The organism is Pseudomonas sp. MM211 (genome assembly GCF_020386635.1).
Taxonomy (GTDB): domain Bacteria; phylum Pseudomonadota; class Gammaproteobacteria; order Pseudomonadales; family Pseudomonadaceae; genus Aquipseudomonas.
This window is the reverse complement of sequence record NZ_CP081942.1, coordinates 1,032,633-1,054,678: the sequence shown is the minus strand read 5'-3', so window position 1 is coordinate 1,054,678 and position 22,046 is coordinate 1,032,633. Positions and strand designations below refer to the sequence as shown.

The 22,046-nt window shown below is 62.7% G+C and carries 8 protein-coding genes; 2 read left to right on the top strand and 6 right to left on the bottom strand.

What is annotated here, in order from left to right; translation table 11 throughout:
• Positions 1–77 precede the first annotated feature (77 nt).
• The 6 genes from K5Q02_RS04675 to hexR form a co-directional block, all read right to left on the bottom strand.
• Positions 78–1,442, bottom strand: coding sequence for a TolC family protein (locus K5Q02_RS04675; protein ID WP_225836884.1), 1,365 nt, complete (start codon positions 1,440–1,442; stop codon positions 78–80).
• On the bottom strand, positions 1,439–4,522 hold the full coding sequence (locus tag K5Q02_RS04670) for an efflux RND transporter permease subunit (RefSeq protein ID WP_225836882.1): 3,084 nt from the start codon (positions 4,520–4,522) through the stop codon (positions 1,439–1,441). Before K5Q02_RS04670 ends, K5Q02_RS04675 begins: the two co-directional genes overlap by 4 nt.
• A complete protein-coding gene (locus K5Q02_RS04665; RefSeq protein WP_225836880.1) occupies positions 4,522–5,655 on the bottom strand; it encodes an efflux RND transporter periplasmic adaptor subunit in 1,134 nt (377 codons plus the stop codon). Before K5Q02_RS04665 ends, K5Q02_RS04670 begins: the two co-directional genes overlap by 1 nt.
• Before the next feature lie 192 nt (positions 5,656–5,847).
• On the bottom strand, positions 5,848–8,034 hold the full coding sequence (locus tag K5Q02_RS04660) for a patatin-like phospholipase family protein (RefSeq protein ID WP_225836879.1): 2,187 nt from the start codon (positions 8,032–8,034) through the stop codon (positions 5,848–5,850).
• A gap of 86 nt (positions 8,035–8,120) precedes the next feature.
• The gene (locus K5Q02_RS04655; RefSeq protein WP_225836878.1) at positions 8,121–8,309 is read right to left on the bottom strand and encodes a PA3496 family putative envelope integrity protein; all 189 of its coding nucleotides are present in this window, start codon (positions 8,307–8,309) and stop codon (positions 8,121–8,123) included.
• 436 nt (positions 8,310–8,745) lie between these two features.
• Positions 8,746–9,612 (bottom strand): transcriptional regulator HexR, encoded by an 867-nt coding sequence (gene hexR / locus K5Q02_RS04645; protein WP_225836877.1) that lies wholly within the window; start codon positions 9,610–9,612, stop codon positions 8,746–8,748.
• A 152-nt stretch (positions 9,613–9,764) separates the two neighbouring features.
• Here hexR and zwf point away from each other — a divergent pair, with 152 nt between their 5' ends.
• Both zwf and K5Q02_RS04635 read left to right on the top strand, forming a co-directional pair.
• Entirely contained in the window at positions 9,765–11,210 is a 1,446-nt protein-coding gene (gene zwf / locus K5Q02_RS04640) for a glucose-6-phosphate dehydrogenase (RefSeq protein ID WP_225836875.1), read from the top strand.
• A 502-nt stretch (positions 11,211–11,712) separates the two neighbouring features.
• Complete coding sequence (locus K5Q02_RS04635; protein WP_225836873.1) at positions 11,713–22,044, top strand: Ig-like domain-containing protein; 10,332 nt, start codon at positions 11,713–11,715, stop codon at positions 22,042–22,044.
• Positions 22,045–22,046: the final 2 nt, after the last annotated feature.

Here is a 22,046-nt window from a genome sequence, read left to right as displayed (position 1 = left end):
CTGAAAGGTTTTCAGCTTTCAACCAGTGGCCGCAGCACACCAAAATCGATCCCCGCATTCGGTGAACGCACCGCTGATCAATCGGGTACCTGAGCAGAGGTATTCCGCGAACCTGCGGACTCCGCAGGTGCCAGCCCTAGCGTGCGGTAGATCTCCACCCATCGCAGCGCTACATCTGTGAAGGCGCGCTGCTGTTCGAGTTCGGTGTCGAACTGGGTACGTTCGGCGTCCAGCACCTCGATCAACGACACAGTGCCGGCGTCGTACTGCCGTTGCGCCAGAGCCGTAGCGTTACCGGCGGAGCGGCTGGCAGTATCCAGTAAGCGTTGACGGTCGAGCCCCTGGACATAGGCGCTGATCGCACTGCGGGTTTCTCGCAGCGCCTGGATAAGACTCGTCTGATAGCCGAGCCAGGCCTGCTCACGCTGCGCGTCACCGGCTTCGATGCCGGCACGAATGCGACCGAAATCGAACAGCGGTTGCAGGGCCTGCCCGCTGAGGGCCCAAGCAGGCACGCCGATTCCCTGCTCGAAACCCACCAGCGCGCCTAGGGTCAGCTGTGGATAACGCAGTGCCTTGGCGGCATCCAGGCTGCTATCGGCAGCCAGCAGGCGCAGTTCGGCGGCGCGCACGTCAGCGCGGGCACGCAGGCTGCTGGCTGGCAGCTCCAGCAATGGCAGCAGGCGCTCGTCACGGGGCGCCCGCGCGGTCGCCCGTTCGGCCAGCAGGGCGTCAATGCGCGGTTGTTCGGCGTTGAGCAGATAAGCCAGCGAGTAACGCGCCGCTTCCGCGCGCTGCCGCGCTTCAGGAATTGCGGCCCGCGTGACGGCAAGCTGGGTATCGAGCCGCTCGACATCGAAGCCACTGGCGGTGCCCTGATCGAAGCGTATGCGGGTGATCCGGGCGATCTGCGCCTGGCTGTCGGCGGCACGCCCAGCGATCTCTACCTCACGCTCGGCCAGGCGATAGCTCAGATACGTACCTGCCACCTCGGCGATCAGGCTGACGCGCAGCGCCTGATAGTCGGCGTCCGCCGCTTGCAGATTGGCATCGGCAGCTCGCTCCAGAGCGCCCAGGCGACCAAACAGATCGGCCTCCCAGCTCAGGTCGAGACCATAAAAATAATCTTCGTCGTGGCCGTCGCTGGCGCTACGACCCTTCTCGTGGCTGCCGGTAATGCTGAGGTTCGGATAACGGTTGCCGGTAGCCTGGCGACGTAGCGCACGCTGCTCGCGGATACGCTGGGTAGCGATGGCCAGATCGAGGTTGTCGCGCAGCGCCAGCTCCACGAGTTGATCGAGGGCAGGATCCTGCAGGCTCTGCCACCAGGCTTGCGGCAGAGCTGCCACTGCCTCTGCCGGCAAGGGCGCAGGCGGCAACGGCTCACGGCTGCTGCAAGCCACGAGTGACAGACAGACGAAGACCAGCAGCAGCGGCCTCATGGCGCGATCTCCTGATGCTGGGCAATCGGCTCACGTCGCCTGGCCAGGTGGCGATCCATCATCAGGTAGACCACGGGCGTGGTCAGCAGCGTCAGCACCTGGCTGAACAGCAGGCCACCGACTACGGCAACGCCCAGCGGTTCACGCAGCTCGGCGCCGGTGCCGAATGCCAGCATCAGCGGCACCGCCCCGAACATCGCAGCCAGGGTGGTCATCAGGATGGGCCGGAAGCGCGTCATGCAGGCCTGGTGAATCGCCTCTCGCGGCGCCATGCCCTGGCGCTGGGCCTGAAGAGCAAAATCGACCAGCAGGATGCCGTTCTTCTTGACGATACCGATCAGCAGAATCAGGCCGATCAGCGCCATGATGGAAAAATCCAGGCCCCACAACCAGAGCAGCAACAAGGCGCCGATGCCCGCTGAAGGAATGGTCGACAGGATGGTCAAGGGGTGCACCAGGCTTTCATAGAGCACCCCGAGGATGATGTACACCGCGACCAGCGCGGCGAGGATCAGCCAGGGCTGCGAGGCCAGGGTCTGCTGGAACGCCTGGGCGGCACCGCTGAAGCGCCCGCCGATGCTGGCCGGCATGCCGATGTCCTGCTCGATCTGACGCAACACCGCCACCGCGTCGCCCAAGGCGACGCCGGGCGCCAGGTTGAACGACAGGTTGGCCGACGGCAGCATGCCGCTGTGGTTGATGCTCACCGGCGCCGGCTTGGCCGGCAATACCCGCACGAAGGTGCTCAGCGGCACCAGTTGCCCGTTTGCCGGCGAACGCAGCTGGAACAGCTCCAGGCTCTGCACCCGCTGGCGCTGGCTGCTGCTCAGTTCCAGCACCACCTGGTACTGGTTGGAAGCGGTCTGAATCTCGTTGATTCGGCGCTGGCCGAAGGCGTCATACAGCGCTTCATCGACATCGGCGGCCGAGAAGCCGTAGCGCGAGGCTGCTTCACGGTCGATCTGCACGGGGGTTACCGAGGCGTCGAACTGCAGGTCGTTGTTGACGTCGCGAAACAGCGCATGATCCTGCAGCCTTTCGGTGAGGCGTGGCGTCCAGGTGGCCAGCTCTTCCAGCGAGCGGCTGCGCAACACGTACTGATACTGAGCCCGCGATGCGCGCGAGCCGAGGTTGATGTCCTGGGCTGCGCGCAAGGTCACGCGCAGATCGGGGATGGCGGCGAACTGCGGACGCAGCCGATCAATGATCTGCTCGACACTGACGTCGCGATCATCCGGGTCGCTGAGCACCACGGCTAGGCCGCCGACGCTGTAGCTGCCGTCGTTACCGATATCGGTGTTGAAGGCAACGATATCGGGGTCGTTGCGCAAGATCTCCACCAGTTGCCGGTTCTTGGTGCGCATCGCCTCATAGGAAATGTCCGCCGAGGCCTGCACGGTGCCATTCATGAAGCCGGTGTCCTGCAGCGGAAAGAAGCCTTTGGGCATCAGCGCGAAGCCACCCACGCTGATGGCAATGCAGGCGAAGAACACCGCCAGAATGCTGCGTGGATGATCCAGCGCCCAGACCAGTACGCGCTCGTAACCGCCGAGCACGCGGCGCATGGTCGGCCCCGGGCCGCCATGGTTGGCCAGCGGGCGCATGCACAGTGCGGCCAGGGCGGGCGCCAGGGTCAGGCAGATGACCACGGAAATCATGATCGCCGAGGTAGCCGCCAGGGCGAACTCGCGAAACAGCCGACCCACGTAGCCACTCATGAAGAACAGCGGAATGAACACCGCCACCAGTGACAGGCTGATGGAAATCACCGTGAAGCCGATCTCGCGCACGCCGTCCAGGGCCGCCTGAACCCGGCCGACGCCGCGCTCCAGATGCCTGTGGATATTCTCCACGACGACGATGGCGTCATCGACGATGAAGCCTACTGCGACGATGATCGCCACCAGCGTCAGGTTGTTGAGTGACAGCCCGAACGCCAGCATGGCCGCGCAGGAGCCGATCACCGAGGTGGCCAGCACGGCGAACACCACTAGGGTCGCCGACCACTGCCGCAGGAACAGCGCCATGATGCCGATCACCAGCGCCACGGCGATCAGCAGGGTCAGCTCGGCCTCGTGCAGCGAGGCCCGGATGGTGCGGGTGCGATCGTTGAGCACCTTGACCTCGAGATCGGCCGGCAGGCCGGCAGTCAGCTCCGGCAGTGCAGCCGTCACCGCATCGGCGGTGGCGACGATATTGGCCCCCGGCTGACGGCGAATGACCACCGCGACTCCCGGCTTGCCGTCCGGCGAGGCCTGGGTATAGGCGTTTTCCGCGCCGGCTACCACGCTCGCTACATCACCCAGGCGCACCGCAGCGCCATTGCTGTAGGCGACGATCAGCTCGGCGTAATCATTGGCTTCGAACAGTTGGCCATTGCTGTCCAGCGTCGACAGCCGATGCTCGCCGACCAGCGCCCCTGTGGGCCGATTACCGCTGGCACGCTGCACCGCAGCACGTATGTCGGCCAGGGTGACGCCGGCCGCCACCAGTCGCTCGGGCCGCGCCTGGATGCGGATCGCCGGGCGCTGCAGGCCGTTGAGGCGGATCATCCCGACGCCTTCGATCTGGCTCAGTTGGCGGGCGATGGACGACTCGGCCAGATCACTGACTTCGTAGGGCGAGAGCGTATCGGAGCTGACCGAAAGGATCAGGATCGGCGTATCCGCCGGGTTGATCTTGCGCCACACCGGCAACTCCGGCAGCTGGCTGGGCAGGCGTGACGAAGCGGCGTTGATCGCGGCCTGGACTTCCTGGGCAGCGGCGTCGATGTCTTTGTCAAGATTGAACTGCAGGATCAGCTCGACACGGCCCAGGGAGCTGGTCGAGGTCATGTCGTCGACGCCAGGGATGGCGCTGAGCTGCACTTCCAGCGGCGTGGCCACCGAGGAAGCCATGGTTTCGGCGCTGGCGCCGGGCATCTGCGCGGAGATCTCGATGGTCGGCGCATCCACCTCCGGCAGCGGCGCCAGAGGCAGGCGCACGAAGGCGATGATGCCGCCGAGAATCAGCGCCAGGGACAGCAGAATCATGCCGATCGGGTGAGCGATGCACAGCGCGTAGAATCCGCGCGGCTGCATCAAGGTACCTCTCCAACCGCGACAGACACCGGCTCGATACTCCTGACGGTGACGCCCGGGCGCAGCCGCGACTGGCCATCGGTGACGATCCGATCACCGGCGGCCAGCCCTTCGACCACCGCGCGCTGCTCGTCTTCGTGCAGCACCTTCACCGCTGCCGGCTGCACCGTGTCGCCCTCCAAACGCCACACGAACGTGCCCTCGGTGCGCTGGCGAATCGCTTCCAGCGGTACCGACAGGGCCTGGGCAAGCAGATCGGTCTGCAGGGTGACCACCACCGACTGATCCGGCCACAGCTGCTCACTGGCGTTATCGAAGCGTGCCTTGAAGCGCAGAGTGCCGGTATCCAGCGCAACGCGGTTGTCGATCAGCGCCAGTTGCCCGGTGCCGAGCAGCGTGCCGCCATCCTCACGGAACGCCTGCACCGGGGTTTTCTCGGCGGCGGCGAGCAAGCGCTGCAGCTCGGGCAGGCGCCGCTGGGGCAGGGTCGCCTCGATATCGATGGGGTTGGTCTGCACCACCGAGAACAGGCTGGCGGTGTCATTGGCCCTGAGCAGGCTGCCGACATCCACATTGCGGATACCCAGGCGGCCATCGATGGGCGACTCGATGCGCGTATAGGAGAGCTGCACCTGAGCGGCAGTCACCGCCGCTTCGCGGGTCGCCAGGGTGGCCTGCAGGCGTGCTACCAGGGCTTTCTGTTGATCCAGGGTCTGGGCGGGCGATGCACGCTCGCGAACCAGATTCTGGTAGCGCTGCAGATCGAGCCGGGCAATATCCAGCTCCGCACGAGTCACGCCACGCTCGGCTTCCGCTTGTTGCAAGGCTGCACGCAAGCTGCGGTCATCGAGACGCGCCAGCAGCTCGCCCTTGCGTACCTGCTGCCCTTCGACAACGGGCAGTTCGACCAGGGTGGCATCGATCTGCGCGCGAATTTCCACGCTGTTCAGCGCCCGCACACGCCCCAGCGTTCGCAGCAGCACCGGGATATCGCCAGGCACCACTTCATGGAGCACCACCGGTACGGCAGTGGGCGCGTTGTCGACGGCAGGTTGCGGCGCACGCAGCCAGTACAGCAATGCGCCGAGCAACACCAAGGAGATGACCACCAGCAAGGGACGAGAGAGGGGCATGCCGTTTCTTCAGCGGGAAAGTTGGAGCGGCAGCGGAAATGGCGATCTACTTCGATCGTCTGCCGGCACGCTAGGGCTCAGGCTGTTTTAACGGATTTCCTTGATGAATTCGCCTCTCATTTGCCGAATTTACATAACCATGCGTTACAAAACCGCATGAGGCGGGAGCCGATCCCTATCCGGCTTTCCCATTTAGAAGCTGCTTCCCAGATTCAGGTACAACGCCTTTTCGTTTTCGTCGTTGAGGCCGTAACTGAAGTTCAGCGGCCCCAACGGCGTTTCGTAGCCGAGGAAAACGCTGGCCGCGTTGATGTAGCCGCTGTCGAAGGCGTTGTCGTTGTTCCACACCCGGCCGCGCTCCAGGGAGGCGCCGAGGTAGATGGGGAAATCCAGCGGCAAGAATGAGCGCGGCGTCATGCGCCGGTAGTACACCGCCCGTGCGAGGCTGATGTTCTGCCCCGCCAGGGCGTCCTGACGAAACCCGGACAACTGCTGGGCACCGCCCAGCTGGAAGCTCGACGTGACCACCTCGGCATCGTCGAGCGTGCGTCCATAGCGACCGCCGAGCAACAGGCTGTGGGGCCCGTGACTGAAGGCCTTGTCGAGCTTCAGTTCCCATTGCCGGTAGCGGTCATCGGCACCGAGGCTGGCATCGTACTGGCGCAGCTGCAGGCCGATCTCCTCGCCCTCGTGGGGAAAGTCGACGTTATCGAGGGTGTCGAAGGAATACTGCATTTCGTAGTAACCCTCGGTGAAGCTGAACTCCGGCTGGTCGCGCTCGCCGATGCGTACCTCCGCCTCGCCCCAGGCCTGGCCAATACCGAAACGGATCTCGCCGTTGTTGGCGATCTGCCGGCCGACATTGAGCCCGTAGCCATAGCGCTGCACCCGGTATTCGGCGATCGGGTCGTTGTCGAGCACGGCATCGACGTTCCACGCTTCGGCATACAGGTTGGGTGCCACGAACCAGCGCGAGCCCACATCCAGCGGTTGGTAGAACTCGCTGTAGAGCTCCTGTCGATCGCCCAGTTGCACACGCGTCAGCCACTCGGCACCCAGCCGATTTATGCCGTTCTTGCGGAAGCTGGCGCCGAGATTGAAGACGCTGTCGCCATTGAAGTCGTCGGACAGATTCAGGCCCAGACGCAGGTAATCGGTGCCGGTGCGTTTCTCCCGCGCATCGATCACCAGGGTGTTTTCTCCCTCGTGGCTGACCACTCGGTACTGCACCCGCTCGAAGTAATCGAGACCGTACAACGTGCCCATGTCACGCTGCAGCCCGGCCATGTCCAAAGGCTCGCCGAGGGGCTGGCGGATGTAGTTGCGGATCACCTCGTCGCCGACCTTGGAATCGTTATCCACCTGGATCGCGTTGATCACCGGGGTGCGCCGCTCGGCACTGCGCGCCAGCGTGAGGGCCGGGTTGCCGCCACTGCGTCGCACCAGCGGTGTCAGGCGCGGCTGCAACGCCTTTGCAGCCTGGTAGCCGGCTTCGATCATCTCCTCGCCGCGGCCAAAATCGGTCACGCCAAAGGGTGACATGTTCGGCTGCACCAAAACGTCGGTGGCCTGCAGCGTCGCCAGCTGCTCTTCGGAATTGCGCCGCGTCATCATGGTGATCGACTGGTTGAGCACGTCGACCACGGTGAGCAGCTCCTTGCGCGGTTTCAGCGGGGTGCCGATATCGACGACGATGACCCGATCCACGCCCATGTCGCGGGCCACGTCGACCGGAATGTTATCGACCATGCCGCCATCGACCAGCAAGCGGCCGTCCAGCTCGACCGGCGCGAAAACCGCCGGGATCGACATACTGGCGCGGATGACCTGAGGCAGATGGCCGCTGCGAAACACCACTTTCTGGTCATTGGCGATGTCGGTGGCTACGGCGCGAAAGGGAATGGGCAGGCGGTCGAAGTCGCGCACATCGCTGCTGCGCACCAGCAGCCGCTCGAGCAGCAACGCCAGATTCTGGCCCTGGATGACGCCGAGCGGCAGGCCGAGGCTGCCGTCGTCACGGAAGCTCAAACGTTGTTTGATAAGGAAGTCGCGGTCGTCCTGCTTGCGGCGGAACGGCATATCGGTGCGCGGCGGATCGTCGGATAGCACCTGCCGCCAGTCCATGTTCAGTGCCACGTCTTCCAGCTCGGCGATGCTGTAGCCCGATGCGTACAACCCACCGATCACCGCGCCCATGCTGGTGCCAGCGATGGCATCGATCTGCACGCCCTGCTCTTCCAGCGCCTTGAGCACACCGATGTGGGCGAGCCCGCGCGCGGCGCCACCGGATAGCACCAGGCCGACCTTCGGCTGCGCGCTTTGCGCGACGGCGAACAGCGGAAAGAGCAGGATCAGCAGAACGAGCAGACGACGACGCATGGCACATCCCTGGCGGTGGGCAAAAGCGCCATTATAGGAGCCTCGTCGCCTGGGATGCGCGTGCACCGGTGTTCCGTTCAGATTACTCAGTGCAGACGATAGGATTCACCGGAGAACGGGTCGTGGAAACTGGCGATCTCGGACTGCAGCCGACGGTTCTCGCCATACGCCTCGATAGCGCGGCGGTAGCGCATGCGCTGCTCATCGAGCAGTTTGCGCCGGGCTTTCACCACACTCTGTTCATGCTGTTGCGCTTCATCCACATGGCGAGCCATGGCAGGTCTCCAGGTTGAATAACGGGAAACCAGCTTCAGCGAAGGCCATGACGTTTTGACGGCACAGAGATGAAAACCCGGTGACAGCGGGTGTGGCAGAAGATGAGAAAGCTAGCTGCTAGCCGTCTCGGTCTCCGTCTGCGCGGTGCCTTTTTTCGGCTTGTTCCGGTTGAGCACGCGTATGCCGTCTATGGGCAACAGCACGGTATCCAGAGCGATATCCACCGGAAGTGATACCAGGAGAATCGGGCATGCAAAAAACATCCAGCAATAGGCATCGCCTGTCGCGTCCATGGTCAGTCTGGTCGCCGGGTATAGCTCGGCTCTTCCATCCGGCCCGAGGCGAGTCACTACGCTGCTGCAACCCACCAGCATGCTGATCAGGCCAACGCTTACTCCCTGCTTTACTACCGACTTCATCCTTGAAATTAAAACCCTACTCTTCCGTATTACGTACCGACTTCGCCGATAGCCGCAGACTGCGCAGGCTGCGCTTGACGCTCTTGAGGTGGTTGACCAGGCTCGGGCCACGGGCCATGGCCACGCCCATGGCGAGCACGTCGATCACCACCAGGTGGGCGATGCGCGAGGCCAGCGGCGTATAGATCTCGGTGTCTTCCTGCACGTCGATAGCCAGGTTGACCGTGGCCAGATCCGCCAGCGGCGTCTGCCCTGGGCACAGGGCGATCAGCGAAGCACCGGCCTCACGTACCACGTTGGCAGTGGTCAGCAGATCCTTGGAGCGCCCGGACTGGGAGATGCATACCGCAACGTCCGACGGTTTGAGGGTAATCGCCGACATCGCCTGCATGTGTGGGTCGGAGTACGCCGCCGCATTGAGCAGCAGGCGGAAGAACTTGTGCTGGGCATCGGCAGCCACGGCACCGGACGCGCCAAAACCGTAGAACTCGATGCGCTGCGCCTGGGAGCACAGGCCGATGGCCTTCTCCAGTGCCACCGCATCGAGATTCTCGCGCACCTCGATCAGGGTGTGCAGCGTGGTATCGAAGATCTTCATGCTGAAGTCGGCGACCGAATCGTCTTCATGAATGGCGAACTGACCAAAGCTTGCGCCAGCGGCCAGGCTCTGTGCCAACTTGAGTTTGAGATCCTGAAAACCGCTGCAACCGATGGCACGACAGAAACGCACGATGGTCGGTTCGCTGATACCCACCGAATGCGCCAACTCGGCCATGGAACTGTGCATTACCGCCGTAGGATCGAGTAGTACATGATCGGCTACCTTCAGTTCCGACTTACGCAGAAGGTGGCGTGACTGGGCGATGTGCTGCAACAAATTCACTGGCAGGGACTCGATGATTAGTGGTGGATACGCCGGCTGGGCTTTGGAGCTACCGCGACTCGGTTATGATCCAAGTGCGCCGGGCTGTAGTGTTCTTGTAGTTATACTACAAGCCTCACGCCCTCGCACGGACAAACCGAACCGGAGTTCCCATGCTGAGCAATTCCTGTGACATGCTGGTGTTTGGCGGCACGGGCGATCTGGCCCTGCACAAGCTGCTGCCTGCACTTTATTACCTGCATCGCGACGGTCGCCTGAACCGCGATACTCGCATCCTCGCCCTGGCCCGTAGCAACCACAGCCGTGCGGCCTATCAGGCCCTCGCCGAGCGCCACTGCCGCGTGCAGGTGGCACGCGCCGACTTCGATGATGAAACCTGGCGCGGCTTTGCCGAACGCCTCGACTACTTCACCATGGACGCCTCGCAGAGCGCCGACTTCGGCCGCCTGGCCAAGTATCTGGGCAGTGACCGGGAACGAGTGAGGGTCTACTACCTGGCCACCGCACCCAATCTGTTCGAAGACATCGCCTCGCACCTCAAGGTTGCCGGTCTGGCAGGCTCCCGCGCGCGCATCGTGTTGGAAAAGCCCATCGGCCATTCACTGCAATCGGCTCTGGAGATCAATATCGGGATCGGTGCGGTTTTTGATGAATCCCAGGTGTTCCGTATCGACCACTACCTGGGCAAGGAAACCGTACAGAACCTGATGGCGCTGCGTTTCGCCAACGCCCTGTTCGAGCCGGTGTGGCGTGCTGGGCACATCGACCACGTGCAGATCAGCGTCTGCGAGACCCTGGGTGTGGAAAACCGCGGCGCCTATTACGACCAGGCCGGCGCCATGCGCGACATGGTTCAGAACCATCTGCTGCAGTTGCTTTGCCTGGTGGCCATGGAAGCGCCGGTGCGCTTCGATGCCGAGTCGGTGCGCAACGAGAAGGTGAAGATTCTCGAAGCGCTGAAGCCCATCACTGGCCTCGACGTGCGTGACAAGACCGTGCGCGGTCAGTACGCCGCCGGCAGGATAGGCGGGCAGGAAGTGCCCGCCTATTACTTCGAGAAGAACGTCGACAACGACAGCGATACCGAAACCTTCGTTGCCGTGCAGGCCGAGATCAACAACTGGCGCTGGGCCGGCGTGCCTTTCTATCTGCGCACCGGCAAGCGGCTGGCGCGCAAGACCTCGGAAATCCTTATCCAGTTCAAGCCGGTGCCCCACCAGTTGTTTGGCAATGGTGAAGCCAATCAGCTGCTGATCCGTCTGCAACCCGAGGAGCGCATCAGCCTGCAGCTGATGGCCAAGGAGCCAGGCAAGGGGATGCGTCTGAAACCGGTTGAGCTCGACCTGAACCTGGCCGATGCCTTCAACAAGCAGCGCCGCTGGGATGCTTACGAACGCCTATTGCTGGATGTCATCGAAGGCGACTCGACGCTGTTCATGCGCCGCGACGAGGTTGAAGCTGCATGGCAGTGGATCGATCCGATCATCAAGGGCTGGGATCAGCATTATCAGCGCCCACGTCCTTATGCTGCCGGGAGTAATGGCCCAGAACAACTGCAGCACTTATTGGAGCGTCATGGCCGAGAGTGGATCGAATAATCCGGGTCAGCCAGTTATCGGCAATGCAACTACAACTGATATAGGTAGTTGCAATGCCGAATGACGATTTATCGTGTAAGCCTTTGACCATAATACTGCGCTGTTCAAGTGAACAGCTGACCAGAAGAATTGAACCTTATATAAGCGCTGCGGTTTCAGCGGCATAGCTGAGGAATAATTTTTATTCAAAATAAATCTGCATATTCGCTTATCAACTAAAAAATAAAAAAATAAATGATTTAAAAATAAACAATAAAAACAATGGCTTATAAATTTCTTTATGAAAAACCGGCATTAATTCCTTCGTATTAAATAGCTCAGAGTTCTGAAAAGACTAGAGCGCTATTCCAAAAAAGTATCATCTCCCCTTACACGCTTACGATTCGGACGCTAGGTTTACATGGCGGTCGTGTTCATCTGGTGCAGCTGAAGTACGGGTACTCCCGTAGTGAAATCAGGAATTCGATGGAAGTCGAAAGTTAAGGATTGGGAGAAAACCATCATGGCAGTGCAGGCTAAGGTCGCCCCTATTGACCAACAAGTCGCTCAAGCAACCGAGCGTACTGTCAGCAATACGCTACCGCTAAGTCAGAGCAGCAACGTCGCATTGAATATCCCCCCAGAATCAGTCGCCAGTTACAACCGTGAAGGTATGGATCTGGTCGTACAGATGCAGGATGGGGAAGTACTGCGGATCACTAATTTCTATTCACCAGTCGAACAGCCAAGCCAGTTGTTCCTGGTGGGTGAAGAAGAACAACTGATCGCGGTAGACCTCTCGCAAGCCGCCTCCGACGGAATTCTCGCAGCATCCTATGCATCGGAAACCACCCTATCGGGATTCACCTCGCTGACCTCCGCTGCCGCCACCACTGGGGGCACCCTGGGCCTGGGTACAGCTGCGATCATTGGCGGCGTGGCGATTGCTGGTGGCGTGGTCGTTGCCGATGAAATCAGTAGCCGCAATGACGACAGTAACGATAGTGGCGGCGGTGGTAGTGGCGGTGGAGAGAACCCTGTCGATATCACCCCCCCAGCAGCAGCGACCAATCTGCTGCTCAGCCAGGACAGCCGCTTTCTGACCGGTAGCGCAGAGCCCGGCGCGACAGTCCGGGTCGATGTGAATGGCACCCTCTACTCCGTCACGGTGGATCCCGCCGGAAATTTCATCGTGCCGTTCCCATCAGCGCTCACCAACGGCGAGAACATCCGCGTGGAAGTGGTGGATGCGGCAGGAAACGTCAGCCCGCCGGCAGACATTACCGCACCGGCTGTGATGCCTTCGTCAGTGGAGCAGGTCAACGGCGATGACTTGACCGGCGTATCAGCGCCCTATGCAACCATTATCATGATGCGCCCGAACGGAGAGGAGCTGGGCCGAACCACCGCCGATGTCAACGGTAACTGGTCATACGGCCCCATTCCGTGGGCCGATGGCAGTGTGATTGATGTTCAGGCTGTCCTTGCAAATGGCTTTCGCCCGCCGGTAATCCGTATCGTCATCGACCGTACACCGCCAGATGCTCCCACGGTGGAGGCCAGCAATGGCACCTTGCTCAGCGGAATGGCAGAACCCAACAGCACACTCACGCTGACCTTCGATAACGGCACCTCAGTTAACGTCAACACCAACGCCAATGGGATGTGGAACTACAGCCCCACGCCAGCATTGGCCGATGGCGCCCAGGTAGAAATCGTCGCCACCGATCGGGCCGGCAACGTCAGCGATGCAACCACCCTGACAGTCGACGCACAAGCGCCGGGCGCGCCGACTATCGATAACAGCAACGGTATCGTTTTCAGTGGCACTGCCGAGATCGGTAGTACCGTGATACTGAGCGGAACCAACGGCCCCATCGGGCAGGCCTTGGTCGACGCCAATGGTAACTGGCATTTCACCGCCAGCCCGGCCGTCGCCAACGGCAGTCAAGTCAGCGTGGTAGCCCGGGATGCCGCGGGCAATACCGGGCTGCCAGACAGCGTCGTGGTGAATAATGCGCTGCCCAACGCGCCAACCATCGCGGCAAGTAACGGGACGGTCATTTCCGGAACGGCAACCCCGGGCAGCACGGTGGTCGTTACCAACTCGAATGGCATCGAAATTGGCCGAGACACCGCGGACGGCAACGGTGCCTGGTCGATAACACCAACGGCACCACTACGACCGGGCGACGGCGATGTCATCAAGGCCGTCGTAGAAACACCTCAGGGCACCAGCGCCAGCGCCACCCTCACCATCGACGCCGCCCCTCCTCAGCAGCCCGTTGTGCAACCCAGCAACGGCAGCGAACTGGCCGGTACCGCCGAAGCGGGTGGCAAGATCATTCTGATCTACAGCAACGGTCAACTGATCGGGCAGACCACCGCGGACGCAGATGGAAATTGGAGTTTCATACCCACCACACCACTGGATCATCTCGACAGTATCGATATCAGCGTGCGCGATGCCGTGGGCAATACCAGCCCGCCCGTCACCGTGGTCATCGATCGAGATCCGCCGCCCGCACCAGTGATAAGCCCCAGCAACGGTGTAACGATCAGCGGTACAGCTGAACCTGGTAGCACCGTGGTAATTACTGGCCCAGGCGGGGTCATCATCGGCGAGGTGATTGCCACCAACGGTACTTGGAGCTTCACACCAACCCTGCCGATCAGCCATGACACACCGCTGAGTGTCACTGCCCGCGATGCTGCTGGAAACCTTAGTGCACCGGGCACCATCACTGTCGATGCCGAACCACCTGCAGCACCCACCCTGGATCCGACTCGCGGTACGCTGCTGAGCGGGACTGCAGAACCCGGCAGCACGGTACTCATCAGCCTGGATGGCGCGGTAGCCGTACCAGTACCCGTCGACGGAGATGGCAATTGGAGCTACAGCCCCGCAACGCAACTGGCCAACGGTACCGTCATCAGGGTGATAGCCGAGGATCCCAGCGGTAACGCCAGCACGCCGGTAACCGGTGCCGTCGACCGCGTGGCACCGGGCACGCCGACCGTAGCGCCCAGCAACGGCAGCTTGTTGAGCGGTACCGCAGAGCCCGGCAGCACTATCACCGTCAGCCTTCCCGATGGTTCGCAACAAACCACCACGACCGCAACAGACGGCACCTGGGCTCTCAGCCCCGCCACACCTCTGAGCAATGGCAGCACGGTTTCGGTCATCGCCACCGACGCGGCGGGCAACCCAAGCCCAGCGGCCAGCCAAACGATCGATACCACGCTGCCGCCAAGGCCGACCATTGACCCAAGCAATGGCAGCCAGTTCAGCGGCACAGCCACCGCCGGCGCGAGCGTCGTACTCACCGGCCCTGGTGGATCGATTGGCCAAACCACCGCCGACAGCAATGGCAACTGGACGATCAGCGTATCGCCACAGCTGGCCAACAACACCAGCGTCAGCGCCACTGTCGTCGCCAATGGTCTGAGCAGCGCCCCCGCCATCACCGTAACCGACAGCGTTGCGCCACTCGCACCGACCCTGCTGCCCAGCAATGGCAGCCTACTGAGCGGTAGCGCCGAAGCCGGCAGCACGGTGACTTTGACCGGCCCAGGAGGCGTGAGCATCGGCCAGGCCACCGCCAATGCCCAAGGCGTGTGGACGTTCCAACCGGCCCCACCCGTAGCGAATGGCACGCTGGTCAGCGCAACCGCCCGAGATGCCGCGGGCAACCAGAGCCCAGCCGTCAGCACCACCATCGACAACACCGCTCCACAAATACCCACGGTTCAGCCCAGCAATGGCACCCTGCTGACTGGTACCGCCGAAGCGGGTAGCACGGTGATCATCAGCGATGCCAGTGGCCGCGTCATCGGTCAGGTAATGGCAGATAGCGGCGGCAACTGGACGCTGGCGCCCTCCCCGGCATTGGCCGACAACGCCACCATTAACGTGGTGGCTCGCGATGCTGCGGGTAATAGCAGTGCCCCTGCCGGCATTGTCATAGACGCCGCTCCTCCCTCGGCACCGATCATCGAGCCGAGCAACGGCATCGTCTTGCGTGGCTCCGCAGAGCCCGGCAGCAAGATCATCCTGCGCGACGCCGACGGCAATGTGATTGCTGAAACCACAGCGGCAGCAAATGGCGCCTGGAGCACCACGCTTACTGCGCAACTTCCCAATGGCACTCAAGTGATCGCGGTGGCGACGGATGTGACAGGCAATGCCAGCCCGCCTGCAAGCATTACCGTGGATGGCCTGGCACCTGCTGCGCCTACCATCACGCCCAGCAACGGCAGTCAGCTCAGCGGCAGCGCAGAGGCAGGCAGTACGGTAATTCTGACCGGCCCCGGCGGGGTCATCATCGGCCAGGTAACTGCCGGAGCAAGCGGTATCTGGACGTTCACCCCCACCAACGCACTGGCCAACGGCACCCAGGTCAGCGTGGTGGCACGCGATGCGGCGGGCAACACCAGCCCAACCAGTAGCGTCACCATCGATAATCTGCCGCCAAGTTCACCGACCATCGTGCCCAGCAATGGCACACAACTCAGCGGCGTCGGTGAGGTCGGCAGCACTCTGATCATTAGCGCCGGCGGCACCGTCATCGGTCAGGCCGTAGTCGCCGCAGACGGCACCTGGAGTTTCACCCCACCGAATGCACTCACCCACGGCACCCCTGTCAGCATCACCGCACGGGATGCTACCGGCAACCAGAGCACGCCAGTCAGCATCACCATTGATGCCCAGGCGCCCAACCCCCCGGTCATTCAACCCAGCAACGGCAGCCTCCTGAACGGTACTGCCGAGGCCGGCAGCACAGTCATTCTCACCGGCCCTGGCGGCGTTGCGATCGGCCAGACCACGGCAGACGCCAACGGCAACTGGACATTCACAGCGCAAAATCCGCTGCTCGATGGCACGCAGGTCACCGTGGTCGCGCGCGATAACGCCGGTAACACCAGTCAGCCCGCAACGACGATCATTGACGCCACGGCACCTGCCGTACCCACCATCACTGCCAGCAGTGGCTCAGGCTTTCTGACCGGCACAGCGGATCCAGGCAGCACAGTGCTGCTGAGCATCGGCAATGCCGCCCCAGTGACCGTGCAGGTCGATAACAGCGGCACCTGGAGTTACCCCATCAACGGGCAGTTGGCCCATCAAACCCAGGTTTCAGTGGTGGCGCGCGATAGCGTCGGCAATACCAGCCCGGGGGCCAGCATCACCATCGACGCCCAGGCACCCAATGCGCCTGTGGTGAACCCCAGTAATGGGGTACAGATCAACGGTACGGCGGAGGCCAATAGTTTCGTCACCGTCTCCGGGCCCAATGGGTTCAGCCAAACCCTTCAGGCTGACGCTAACGGAAACTGGTCGATCACGCCCGCTAGCGCATTGCCCAATGGGGCGCTGCTGACGGTTACCGCCACCGATGCCGTCGGTAATCAAAGCGCCGCCTCGACGGTGCGGGTAGACGCCACCTTGCCACCACGCCCGAGCATAGCGCCGAGTGATGGCAACGAATTGAGCGGCACCGCCCTACCGGGCACCACCGTACTGCTCACTGACGCAGCAGGTACGCCTATCGGCCAGGCGCCTGTCGATGGCCAGGGCAATTGGGTGTTTACACCAACGACTCCACTCGCGAACGGCACCACCGTAAACGCCACGATCAATGTCGGGGGTATCAGCAGCACGCCAGCTACCACCGTGGTCGACAGCGTCGCTCCAAATACCCCTACCATCAACGCCAGCAACGGCGCGCAACTGAGCGGCAATGCCGAAGCTGGGGCCACGGTGATTCTCACAGGCTCGGGTGGGGTCAGCATCGGTCAGGCTGTCGCTGATGCCACTGGTAACTGGACGTTCACGCCGGATACCGCGTTGGCCAACGGCACCGTGGTTACGGCAGTGGCTCGCGATGCCGCTGGCAATACCAGCGGCCAGGCAGCAACCGCCATCGATGCACTGGCGCCAGCAACGCCGACAATCAACGCCAGCAATGGCGTGCAGCTGGGCGGTAGCGCCGATGCAGGCAGCACGGTGGTGATCACGGATGCCAGCGGGCGCATCATCGGTCAGGTGACCGCCACGGCTGAGGGTACCTGGACGCTCACACCCTCCCCCGCACTGCCCAATGGTGCAGTGATCAGTGCCGTCGCTCGTGATGCACTTGGCAACACCAGCGCCGCAGTCAGCACCACCATCGATACCGTAGCTCCGGTTGCACCGACGATTTCGCCAAGCAATGGCATCGAACTCAGCGGCACCGCGGAAGCAGGCAGCACGGTGATCATCACCGGTGCAGGCGGAAGCCCAATTGGCCAAACCACGGCAAACGCGGGGGGTATCTGGAGTTTCACGCCCACTACCGCGGTGCCCAACGGCACTCAGGTCAGCGTGGTTTCACGGGATGCGGCGGGTAATACCAGCCCATCGGCGAGTACCGTCATCGATTCACAGGTGCCGGATCATCCGACCGTGAACCCGAGCAATGGCCTCTTACTGAGCGGTACCGCCGAAATCGGCAGCACGGTGATCATAACGGGTGCAGGTGTTATCCCGAGCGTCACCGTTAACGTCGACGCCAATGGCAATTGGAGCTTCGCGCCGGCCCAGGCACTGGCCAATGGCAGCCTAGTCACAATTGTGGCCCGAGATGCCTTGGGTAATGAGAGCGCGCCGGCCAGCATCCTGATCGACAGCGTCGCGCCATCGGCACCGCTGATCAACCCAAGCAACGGCCAGATCATCAGCGGCACCGCCGAAGCTGGTAGCACGGTGAACATCCGGGTGAACGGCAGCAGCATCGGCACCACCGAGGTCGATGCCAATGGCAATTGGACGTTTACCGCAACACCGCCCCTGGGCAACACCACCCAGATCAGCGCCACGGCGACCGATGCAGCAGGCAATGTCAGCCTTGTGGCCGAGGCCATAGTCGATGCGCTGGCTCCTGCCACCCCGGGCATCAACTCCAGTAACGGCGTGGTTCTGAGCGGTACTGCAGAGGTAGGTACCACGGTAATCATCACTGGGGCCGGCGGTGCCGCCATTGATCAGGCCATAGTCGATGGCGCCGGCAATTGGTCGTTCGTTCCACCCGTGGCGCTGACCAACAATACCCAGGTCACCGTGGTGGTTCGCGATGCGGCAGGCAACACTAGCCCATCGGCGAATCTGGTGATCGATACCGTGGCACCGATTGCCCCGACCGTTCAGCCGAGCAACGGCATATCACTGACCGGTAGCGCCGAGGCTGGCAGTACGGTGATCCTCACCGGCCCCGGCGGGGTCATCATCGGCCAGGCCACGGCGGGGCCTGGTGGGGATTGGAACTTCAGTCCACAACCACCCCTGCAGCACGGCGCCTTGATCAGCATCAGCGCACGGGATGCGGCCGGCAATACGGGAGCGTCTGCCAGCATCACCATCGACGCCATCGCCCCTGCAACACCCACCATCGCCGCCACCAATGGCGCATTGCTGCAGGGTACAGCGGAGGCTGGTAGTACCCTGACCCTCAAGGTCGATGGCAACACCCTCACCACGCTGATAGTGGGTGCCAGTGGTACCTGGAGCTTCGCCCCGTCTACGACACAGCCCAATGGCGCACTGGTCAGCGTGGAGTCCCGCGATGCGGCAGGCAACCTCAGTGCCTCGGCCAGTACCAGGGTCGACTCCATCCCACCGCCTCCGCCCTTCATCGCCGCCAGCAATGGGGCCGATTTGAGCGGTACCGCAGAGGCAGGCAGCACCGTGCGGCTGAGCGTCGGGGGTCTACAAATCGCCCAGGTCACCGCCGACGCCAACGGCAACTGGCACTTCACTTCGACCCCGGCACTGCCAGACAACACACTGGTCACCGCCATCGCCGTGGATGCCGCCGGTAACACAAGCGGCCCGGCCAGCGTGACGGTGGACGACTCCGGCCCTGACCTGCCAGTCGTTGCCCCCAGCAACGGCAGCCTGATCAGCGGTATCGCTGAACCGGGCAGTACAGTCACCATCCGCATTGCTGGTCAGCCAGACGTTCAGGTGACGGCCGACCCGATCTCCGGTGCATGGTCATCGACGTTTTTACCGGCACTCGCAAATGGCACTTCGGTCAGCGTCACGGCCACTGACGCCACCAACAATGTCAGTGCGCCGGCCGTCATCGTGATCGACAGCATGCCACCCGCGGTGCCAACCATCCAAGCCAGCAACGGCACCCTGCTGACCGGCACGGCCGAAGCGGGTAGCACGGTGATTCTCACCGGCACGGGCGGCGTGCAGATCGGCACCACTACCGCCAATGCCAGCGGCAGCTGGAGCCTCAATCTGGGTACCCCGCTCGCCAATGGCACGGTGGTAACCGTGGTCGCCCGAGATGCGGCCAGCAACATCAGCCCATCGGCAACCACTACCATCGACAATATCGCCCCCAATGCGCCGACCATCGTGGCAAGTAACGGCACCCAACTGAGCGGTAGCGCCGAAGCGGGCAGTACGGTAATCCTCACCGGCACGGGCGGCGTGCAGATCGGCATCGCCACCGCCGATAGCAACGGCGCCTGGGCATTCTCGCCAAGCCCCGCCCTGGCCAATGGCGTGGTGGTAACGGCGATTGCCAGAGATGCCGCTGGCAATAACAGCGGCTCGGTCAGTACCACCATCGACGCCGTGGCACCCGTTGCCCCGACCATTCAGCCGAGCAATGGCACGCTACTCACGGGCACAGCCGAAGCGGGTAGCACGGTGACCCTGACGGGTGTCAACGGCACCCTGATCGGCACAGTGGTCACTGGCACCAATGGCGTCTGGACGCTTTCTTCACCGCCCAACTTGGCCAATGGCACCGTGGTCAATGCCGTGGCTCAGGATGCCGCGGGCAACACCAGCCTCCCGGTCAGTACCACCATCGACAAGGTGGCACCCAACACGCCGAGCATTTCAATCAGCAACGGCACTGTGCTGACCGGCACCGCCGAGGCCGGCAGCACGGTCATCATCACGGGCCCTGGCGGCGCAGCGATTGGCCAAACCACGGCCAATGCCAGCGGCGCCTGGAGCTTCACCCCAGGTACGCCGCTGGCCCATAACACCGCGGTCACTGTGGTCGCCAAGGATGCTGCCGGTAATACCAGCACATCGGCGACCACCAACATCGACAGCCAGGCACCGAGCGCGCCGAGCAATCTGTTCGTTACGGCGGACGGTACGCTGCTCACCGGTAACGCCGAACCCAACAGCCAGGTGCGTATCGTGGTTAACGGCAACGTCGCCAATCCGATCACGGTGACGGCGACCGCAGCGGGTACGTTCGCCGCGGTACTGATCCCGGCACTGGTGGCCGGCCAGCCAATCGGCGTGACGTCCATCGATGCCGCAGGCAACGTCAGCGTATCCGCGAGCACCAACGCGCCCAACCTGTCGGCGCCGACCATCAGCGTTCCCGAGGCGGCCGATACCTACATCAATGCTGCCGAGGCCGCGGATGGTATTCAGGTACGCGTTGGCCTGGCCACCGGCGTACGCGCCGGTGACGTGGTTACTGTTACCTACACCGGCACCGGTGGTTACCAGTTCAACCAAGCCCATACTGTGACCGCCGCCGAGGCTCTGGCAGGCAGCGCCGTCGTGTCGGTAGTGCCACCCTCTGGCAGCTTCCCCCAAGGGGCGGCTTCGGTGACGGCGCATATCAACAATGGCGCCAACTCCCAGGCGGCGAACTTCACCGTCGATACCATCCCGCCGTCCTCTCCGGTGCTCGGTCTGGTCGGTAACCTGCTGACCATTTCCGGTGAGCCGAACAGTGAACTGACGATACGCATCGACCTGGGCGGCACGGTAGCCACCGCCACGGTTACCGCAAACAACGCGGGCCTGGCCTCGTTGAATCTGCTTACCGGGCTGAATATCGGCCTGAGCTACGATCAGCTGCTCAGCGCTCAGGTTTCGGTATCCGCCAAGGATCAGGCGGGCAACCAGAGCAACGTCGCGACACTGGGCCTGGGTACCAGCTTGCAGCAGCAACCCATCACCCTAGGCAACCTGGCCGTGGACGCCAATCTCAATCTGCTCAATCTTCCAGCCGCCCGGCTGGGCATCAGCGGCAAGACCGTGGCCGGTGCCGCACTGGCCGTCGAAGTGCTCACGCCGCTTGGCTATATCGGCATCGCCCCGCTGGCAGCCGATGCCAATGGCAATTTCTCGGTCAACCTGCTCAGCCCCACCGTGCTCAGCCAGCTAGGCTTGTCGCTCACCAACATCCTCAACCTTGGCGGCGATCTTGCACTGCGCATCACCGCAACCTCCGCCGGCAAGACCAGCGGCGTGTATACCGTCGACCTCGACCCGTTGGGCCTGCTCGGCCTGACCATCGGCAACGTGCGGGTCGATGGCACGGCAGCGGACGACATACTTTCCGGCAACGCGACCATCGCAGGCGAGCGCATCTTCGCTGGCGCCGGCAATGATCTGATCCTCAATGTCGGCTCCGGCGACCGCGTGGATGCAGGCGCAGGCAACGACACCATCCAGATCAAGGCCACCAACTTCGGCAACGTCGATGGCGGAACCGGGTTCGACACGGTGGTCTTCGATGGCGGGATCGACATCAACTATGGGGCCGCGGGAATCGGCACGTTCAGCAATATCGAGCGCATCGATCTCGGTACTGGTGATTCAGGCAGCACGCTGACCCTCACCGCTGCCGCCGTCGACGCCATGACCGACTCGAGAAACACCCTGCAGATCACCGGCGAAAGCAATGATGTGCTCAACCTCACGGCCAGCGCGCTGAAAACCGGGGCGCAGCAGATCGACGGCATCACCTACGACGTCTATACCTACGGAAGCACCACACTGTTGGTGGAAGAAAATACGGTACAGGTCGTGGTCAGTTGATA